The following is a 6,658-nucleotide window of genomic DNA, read 5'->3' as shown; positions in this document are numbered from 1 at the left end:
GCTCCTGGCGCTTCTACGACCATTTCCGCAGCGACGCCGAGGCGCCGGCGCGGCGTCCGCAGATCGGCACCCATACACCGGTGCTGGGCGCCGACGGCGCCGACCTGGCGGCGGCCCTGCAGACCATCCGCGAGATCGGCGATGCGGCGGCGCTGGACGAAGCGGTGGACGATGCCTTTCCCGGCAGCCGCCTGTACATCGACAACCCGGGAGGGCGCTTCGAAGTGCTGATCGAGCAGCCCGGCCTGCTGCGGCCGCTGCGCACCGCGGAGCTGTCGGACGGCACCCTGCGCTACCTGCTGTGGATCGCCGCCCTGTTGTCGCCGCGGCCGCCGGCGCTGCTGGTGCTCAACGAACCGGAAACCAGCCTGCATCCCGACCTGCTGCCGGCCCTCGGGCGCCTGGTCGGCCAGGCCGCGCAGCACTCCCAGGTGCTTGTGGTGTCGCACGCCGCGCGGCTTGTCGCGACGCTCGAAGAACACCCGGAATGCCATTCGCTGGGGCTGGAGAAGGACTTCGGCGAGACCCGCATCCAGGGGCTGCGCGAGCTGGACCGGCCGGCCTGGTACTGGCCGGTGCGCTGAACCGCTACAGGCGGCCGATCTGTTGCGGCGACAACGGTACCTGGCAGCGGGTGGCGGTGCGTGGGTCGAGGTAGTCCCTGAGGAGCGGTGCCATGCCCTTGAGCACCTGCACTGGCAGGGCCGAGGTGAACTTGAACTGGCTCGACTCGCTGCCGTCGACGTAGGCGGTGAGGGTACCGAAGTGCCGCGGGCCGATGTAGAAGACGAAAGTGGCGGTGCGGTTCAGTGCCTTCGAACTGCGCACGTGGCCGCCGGCGCTGAAGGTCTGCAGGCGGTTGTCGCCGGTGCCGGTCTTGCCGCCCATCACCAGCGGCGCGCCGTCCGGACGGCTGAAGGTGCCTTGCAGGCGCCGCGCGGTGCCGGCGTCGACCACCTGGGACAGCGCGTTGCGCAGGGTGGCGGCGACCTCCGAGGTCATCACCCGCTGGCCGAGGGTGGCTTCCGGGGCGAAGCGCGTCTCGTAGGGCGTACCCAGGGCGAAGTCGAGGTGCTCCAGGCGCAGGGTCGGCATGCGCACGCCATCGTTGACGATGATCCCCATCAGTTCGGCCAGCGCCGCCGGGCGGTCGCCGGAGCTGCCCAGGGCGGTGGCGTAGGACGGCACCAGGTGATCGAAGGGATAGCCGAGTTTCTTCCATTGCTGGTGCAGGTCGAGGAAGGCCTCCACCTCCAGCAGGATGCGGATGCGCTTGTCGCGGGCGTTCTTGTGCCGCGACTTGAACAGCCAGCCGTAGACCTCCTTGCGCTCGGCGCCGCTGGCCGCCACCGCCTCGCCGAAGGTCGCCTGCGGCTGCTTCTGCAGATAGCCGAGCAGCCATAGCTCCAGCGGGTGCACGCGGGCGACGTAGCCCTGGTCGTTGAGGTTGAACTTGCCCGGACCGTAGCGCTCGTACAGCTCGGCGGCGCGCTTGTCGGTCAGGCTGCCGCGGGGCAGGCGTTCGCGGAGGAAGGCGCTGAAGCTCGCCAGGTCGGCCTGTGGCTGCAGGTAGCGATGGATCGCAGCCAGCCGCACCGGCCAGGGACGCAGGCCGTCGAGGAAGGTCTCCAGGCGCTGGTTGGCGTCCTTGTCGCGGTACTTGACCCAGAAGCGGCGCAGGTAGACCTGGCTTTCCTTGTCGACGAAACGGTCGAGATAGTCGGCGCGGCGCGGGTCCTTATCATCGGCCAGCAACTGCACCTTGCTCCCGGCGTTCTGGTAGATGTCGTGGCGGATCAGGTCGCGCAGCAGGCGCACGAAGGGCAGGTTGATCGATTCGCGCAGGGCTTCCAGCAGCATTGGCCGGCGGCCGTTGTCTTCCTTGCGGAAGTTGTTGAAGGTGTGCAGCCCGCCGCCGGTGAAGAAGCTCTCGTAGGGGCTGGCCGAATAGCGCCGTTCCATGGCCGCCTGGAGCATCGCGGAAAGATCGCGGTCGCGGCTGGCGACCAGGTGGTCGATGCCCCAGCGGAGGATGAAATCGAGCGGCTCCACTTCCACCTTGCGCAGCTCGGCGACGCTCATGCCGCCATAGTCGCGGTGGATCTGCGCGACGGTCTCCAGGTAGCTGGCCAGCACCCGTAGCTTGGCGGTGGAGCCCAGCTCCAGCTTGCTGCCTTCGTTGATGTCGAAGGGCTGGTCGGTGTTGTCGGTCTGCACCCGCACCTGGTTGCCGCTCGGCGTACGTTCGAACAGGGTGAAGCTGTAGCGTACCGAGCGGGTCGAGGTCGGGGTCAGCAGGCGTTCGCCGATCAGCCCGAGTTGGGCGGCGTAGTCCGGGTCGGCGAGTTTCTGCAAGTAGGCGGTGACGCTTTCCTGCAACTCGTGCTGGAGGGTGGTATTGGCCCGCAGGTCGAGACGGTCGAGGTCGTACAGTGGCACGCCGAGCATCCCGGCCAGGCGGGTGCGAGCCAGGGTCACGCCCTTGTTGGTCGGCAGCGGTTGCACCGTCGGCTGGCTGCGTGGGTCGCGGAACGCCAGCTTCTGCGCCAGCGCCGCATCGCGTAACGGCGCCTCGATGACGCCGGCCTGGGTCAGGACCCGCAGGTGGCTGTCGGTCATCCGGTCCAGCTCGTCGCGGCCGCGCGGCGCCAGATAGAAGGAAGGCCGGCGGTGGGCGATCATCAGCGCCAGCACCTGGCGCAGGGCCAGGCCCTGGGCGGCCAGTCCGGCCTTGCCGTCGAGTGCCTCGCCGACCTGCCGGTAGTCGGCGCCGTACCAGACCCACAGGCCATCGGCCAGGCCGGTGACCTCGCCGTAGCCCGGCGCCGCCGACAGCGGCACCGAGTTGAGGTAGGTGAGCACGATGTCCTGGCGCGCGGCGAAGTTGGCCGGGCCTTCGCGATAGCTGCGTACGCTGGCTGAGAGCATCTGCCGCAGCTTGTCGCCGATGCTGCCGGTGCGCCCTTCGGCAGAGTGGCGGTATTTCTCGATCTGGGTCGCCAGGGTGCTGCCGCCGGAGGAATGCGCGCTGAAGCCGAGCATCTTGCCGACCTGCGACAGCGCCGCCTGGGTGAAGCGACCCCAGTCCACGGCCGGGTTGAGGTAGGGGCGTTCGTGATCGAGCAGGTCGCGGTTCTCGATGAACAGCAGGCTCTGCACCGCCAGCGGCGGCAGGCTGGCGAAGTTCGCGTAGCGCCTTTGCGGATAGCGGAAGTCGTAGATCGGCACGCCGCGGCAATCGGCGATGTCCAGCCCGGCCTGGGCTTTTTCCGCGTAGGGCGGGAACAGCCGGTGTTCGGCGTAGCGCATCAGCGCCGGGGAGAAGTGCGCCTGGCGGGTGATGGCGTAGTCGCGGTCGTACAGGCGCTGCATGAACGAAGGCAGCAACTGGTAGCCGAGGCGGCGGTCGAAGGGGCCGTCCGCCGGGAACAGGATGGCCTCGCTGGGACCCTGGCGCACCTCGTAGTCCAGGGTCGCGGCGTAGCGTGCCAGCTCGCGGGCCTGCAGCCGCGAGGTGTGCGCTTCGTGAAGTACCACGATGCCCACCGCGGCGAGGATCGGCAAGGCGAAGCCGATCAGCATCAGGCGTTGGCGGAGACGGCTTTTTCGAGGAGAAGCGGAGGCAGGGAGACTGCAGGGTTGCAGCTCGGAAGGGTCGTTCGTGGATCGTTCTGATGCACCCATGCTCGCACCGCCTGTAGCTGCGCAATTCATCCGCACCTGGGGGGAAGTCTAGTTGTCCCGCTGCAACCCTGCTGTCATTCGTGCAAGGAAAATCTCCCCGGCGGCAATCGGACGACCGAGGATTGGAGCGGCGTGGCGCAGGGGTTAGAGTGTCTGTCTGAGTTCCTTGTGTTTCGGGTCCGGAATGTCGATGCGCACACTTTTCCCCCTTCTCGTCGGTGTCGTCCTGGCGGGTTTCTCCGGCCTCGCGGCGCAGGCCGCGCCGGCGCCCTTCTACAAATGGCAGAGCAAGCTCGACGGCCAGGTCGCCTGCATGCAGACCTCGCCGGGAGACGGCTGGGTCAGGCTCGACGGCCCCTACCGCGACCTCCGCTGCCGCGAACCCCTGCGCTGACCCCATGGAGCGCAGCCGACGGCTCGAGCGCAGCTGGCGCCTGCAAGGCCAGCGCGAAACCGTCCACTCCCGGCTCGGCCGGCCGCTGTCCCTGCTGCTGCGCGCGCGGCCCAGGGAGTGAATCCATTCAGCGTTGGCGGTCCTTACGCCTTTGGTCCAGTTGCCCCATCGCGGGGCATGACGGCCTTGAAATCTTGTGTAAAACTCCGGCCCGACCTCAGTTGTAGTCGACTCCCGCAATGCCCACGTTCGCTCCACGAGAGCGGACAGCCTCTTCCGGTGTGCAGTCCTGGAACCTATGACGCCCCGTCGTCGCCTGCTGTGCGGTATCGCGCAGGGGCCGCGCCGTTGGCGAAATCCGCTTCCCTACCCCGACCGCACGAGCGAGTCCGCAACTGATCTATCTCAATAACAAAATGAGGTTGTTCCCATGTCGTCTGTCGGCGAACAGAAGGTTCAAGACGGCTCCCTGAAGCGCGAGCTCGGTGAGCGACACATCCGCCTGATGGCGCTCGGCGCCTGTATCGGCGTCGGCCTGTTCCTGGGCTCGGCGAAGGCCATCCAGATGGCCGGCCCGGCCATCATGATCTCCTACATCCTCGGCGGCCTGGCGATCCTGGTGATCATGCGCGCCCTCGGCGAGATGGCGGTACACAATCCGGTGGCCGGTTCCTTCAGCCAGTACGCCAAGGATTACCTGGGCCCGCTGGCGGGCTTCATCACCGGCTGGAACTACTGGTTCCTCTGGCTGGTGACCTGTGTCGCCGAGATCACTGCCGTCGCCGTCTACATGGGCATCTGGTTCCCCGACGTGCCGCGCTGGATCTGGGCCCTGGCGGCCCTGGCGAGCATGGGCACGATCAACCTCATCGCGGTGCGCGCCTTCGGCGAGTTCGAGTTCTGGTTCGCCCTGATCAAGATCGTCACCATCCTGGCGATGGTGGTGGTCGGCATCGGCATGATCGCCTTCGGCTTCGGCAACGACGGCATCGCCACCGGCATCTCCAACCTCTGGGCCCACGGCGGCTTCATGCCCAATGGCATCCAGGGCGTGCTGATGTCGCTGCAGATGGTGATGTTCGCCTACCTCGGGGTGGAAATGATCGGCCTCACCGCCGGCGAAGCGCGCAACCCGACCAAGACCATTCCCAGCGCGATCAACTCGGTGTTCTGGCGCATCCTGCTGTTCTATGTCGGCTCGCTGTTCGTGATCATGTCGCTCTATCCGTGGAACGAGATCGGCACCCAGGGCAGCCCCTTCGTGATGACCTTCGAGCGCATGGGCATCAAGACCGCCGCCGGAATCATCAACTTCGTGGTGATCACCGCCGCGCTGTCGTCCTGCAACGGCGGCATCTTCAGCACCGGGCGCATGCTCTACAGCCTGGCCCAGCATCGCCAGGCCCCGGCCTTCTTCGGCAAGGCCTCGCGCAGCGGCGTACCGCGCCGGGCGCTGATCCTGTCGATCCTGGCGCTGCTGCTGGGCGTGTTGCTGAACTACCTGGTGCCGGAGAAGGTGTTCGTCTGGGTGACCTCCATCGCCACCTTCGGCGCGATCTGGACCTGGGCGATGATCCTGCTGGCCCAGTTGCGCTTCCGCAAGACGCTCAGCCCGGCCGAGTGCGACAAGCTGCAATACCGCATGTGGCTGTACCCGCTCAGTTCCTACCTGGCGCTGGCGTTCCTGGTGATGGTGGTGGTGCTGATGGCCTTCTTCGAGGACACCCGCATCGCCCTCTACATCGGCCCGCCGTTCATCCTGCTGCTGACCGTCCTGTACTACGCCTTCAACCTGGCGCCGAAGGAGCCTGCCGGCGCCGGCGCGGTAAGCCGCGCGGCGTCCTGAGCGGTGTAGCGCCGGAAAAGAAAGAGGGCCTTGGACGAGGCCCTTTTTTCGTTGCGCCGATATCCGGCCCGGTGCGGCGGATAACGCCGTTGGCGTTATTCGCCCTACCCAGGCTGGGGTGGGGCATCAGCCCGCCAGCATGCTCAGCATCACCGCCGCCAGCAGGCCGACGTACACCCGCGCATGCAGCGCATCGGGAATCCGCCCGATCAGCGGGGTCGCCAGGCGGATGCCGAGCCAGCCGCCGCCGGCCAGAGTGGCGAAGGCCAGCAGGTCGATGTAGCCGACGAAGCCTCGGCCCAGGTCTTGCTCCTGGTAGCCGGCCAGGACCAGGTAGGTAAGGGTGCCGCCAAGGGCCACCGGCAGGCTCAGCGGGTTGGCCATGGAGGTCGCCTGGGTCATGCTCAGCCCGCAGCGGCGCAGCAGCGGTACGGTCATCACGCTGCCTCCGACGCCGAGGAAGGTGGCGATCGCACCGATCAGCGCTCCGCCCAGACGCGTCTCGCCGACGCCCAGCGGCCGCGCCTGGCGCTCCTCGGCACGGCTGAGGAAGCCGCGGCGCAACAGGCAGTCGAGGATGGTGATGGCGAGGTAGGCGACGAAGGCCAGGCGGATGAAGTCGCCGCTGGCCAGGCCGACCAGCGCCGCGCCGAGCACCGCGCCGACACCGATGTACGCGCCCAGCGGCCAGACATAGGCGCGCAGCAGGCTGCCGGCGCGGCGGTGGCGATAGG

General features: G+C 67.7%; 5 protein-coding genes. 3 read left to right on the top strand and 2 right to left on the bottom strand.

Going from position 1 to position 6,658, the window contains the following annotated elements; all coding sequences use genetic code 11:
* Window positions 1–584 (top strand): AAA family ATPase (locus tag FFS27_RS26050; RefSeq protein ID WP_171019231.1); only part of this gene is annotated, 584 nt, incomplete at its 5' end.
* A 4-nt stretch (window positions 585–588) separates the two neighbouring features.
* On the opposite strand, the gene FFS27_RS26045 is transcribed toward FFS27_RS26050, so the two are convergent.
* Window positions 589–3,714 carry a transglycosylase domain-containing protein gene (locus tag FFS27_RS26045; RefSeq protein ID WP_003140922.1) on the bottom strand — a complete coding sequence of 1,042 codons (3,126 nt, stop codon included), beginning with the start codon at window positions 3,712–3,714 and terminating at the stop codon, window positions 589–591.
* 154 nt (window positions 3,715–3,868) lie between these two features.
* On the opposite strand from FFS27_RS26045, the gene FFS27_RS26040 reads away from it, so the two are divergent.
* A complete protein-coding gene (locus FFS27_RS26040; RefSeq protein ID WP_009875978.1) occupies window positions 3,869–4,078 on the top strand; it encodes a hypothetical protein in 210 nt (69 codons plus the stop codon).
* Window positions 4,079–4,508: 430 nt separating this feature from the next.
* Window positions 4,509–5,924, top strand: a complete 1,416-nt coding sequence (locus FFS27_RS26035; RefSeq protein WP_003109752.1) for an amino acid permease — start codon at window positions 4,509–4,511, stop codon at window positions 5,922–5,924.
* 126 nt (window positions 5,925–6,050) lie between these two features.
* Here the strand turns inward: FFS27_RS26035 and FFS27_RS26030 are convergent.
* Window positions 6,051–6,658: sulfite exporter TauE/SafE family protein (locus tag FFS27_RS26030; protein WP_137952296.1), on the bottom strand; the 608-nt coding region annotated here is incomplete at its 5' end.

Origin of the sequence: Pseudomonas sp. 2VD (assembly GCF_005503585.1) — a bacterium.
In the GTDB taxonomy this organism is placed as follows: Bacteria; Pseudomonadota; Gammaproteobacteria; order Pseudomonadales; family Pseudomonadaceae; genus Pseudomonas; species Pseudomonas aeruginosa.
Note: the sequence above shows the minus strand (reverse complement) of the source record. Positions and strands in the feature narration are given on the sequence as shown.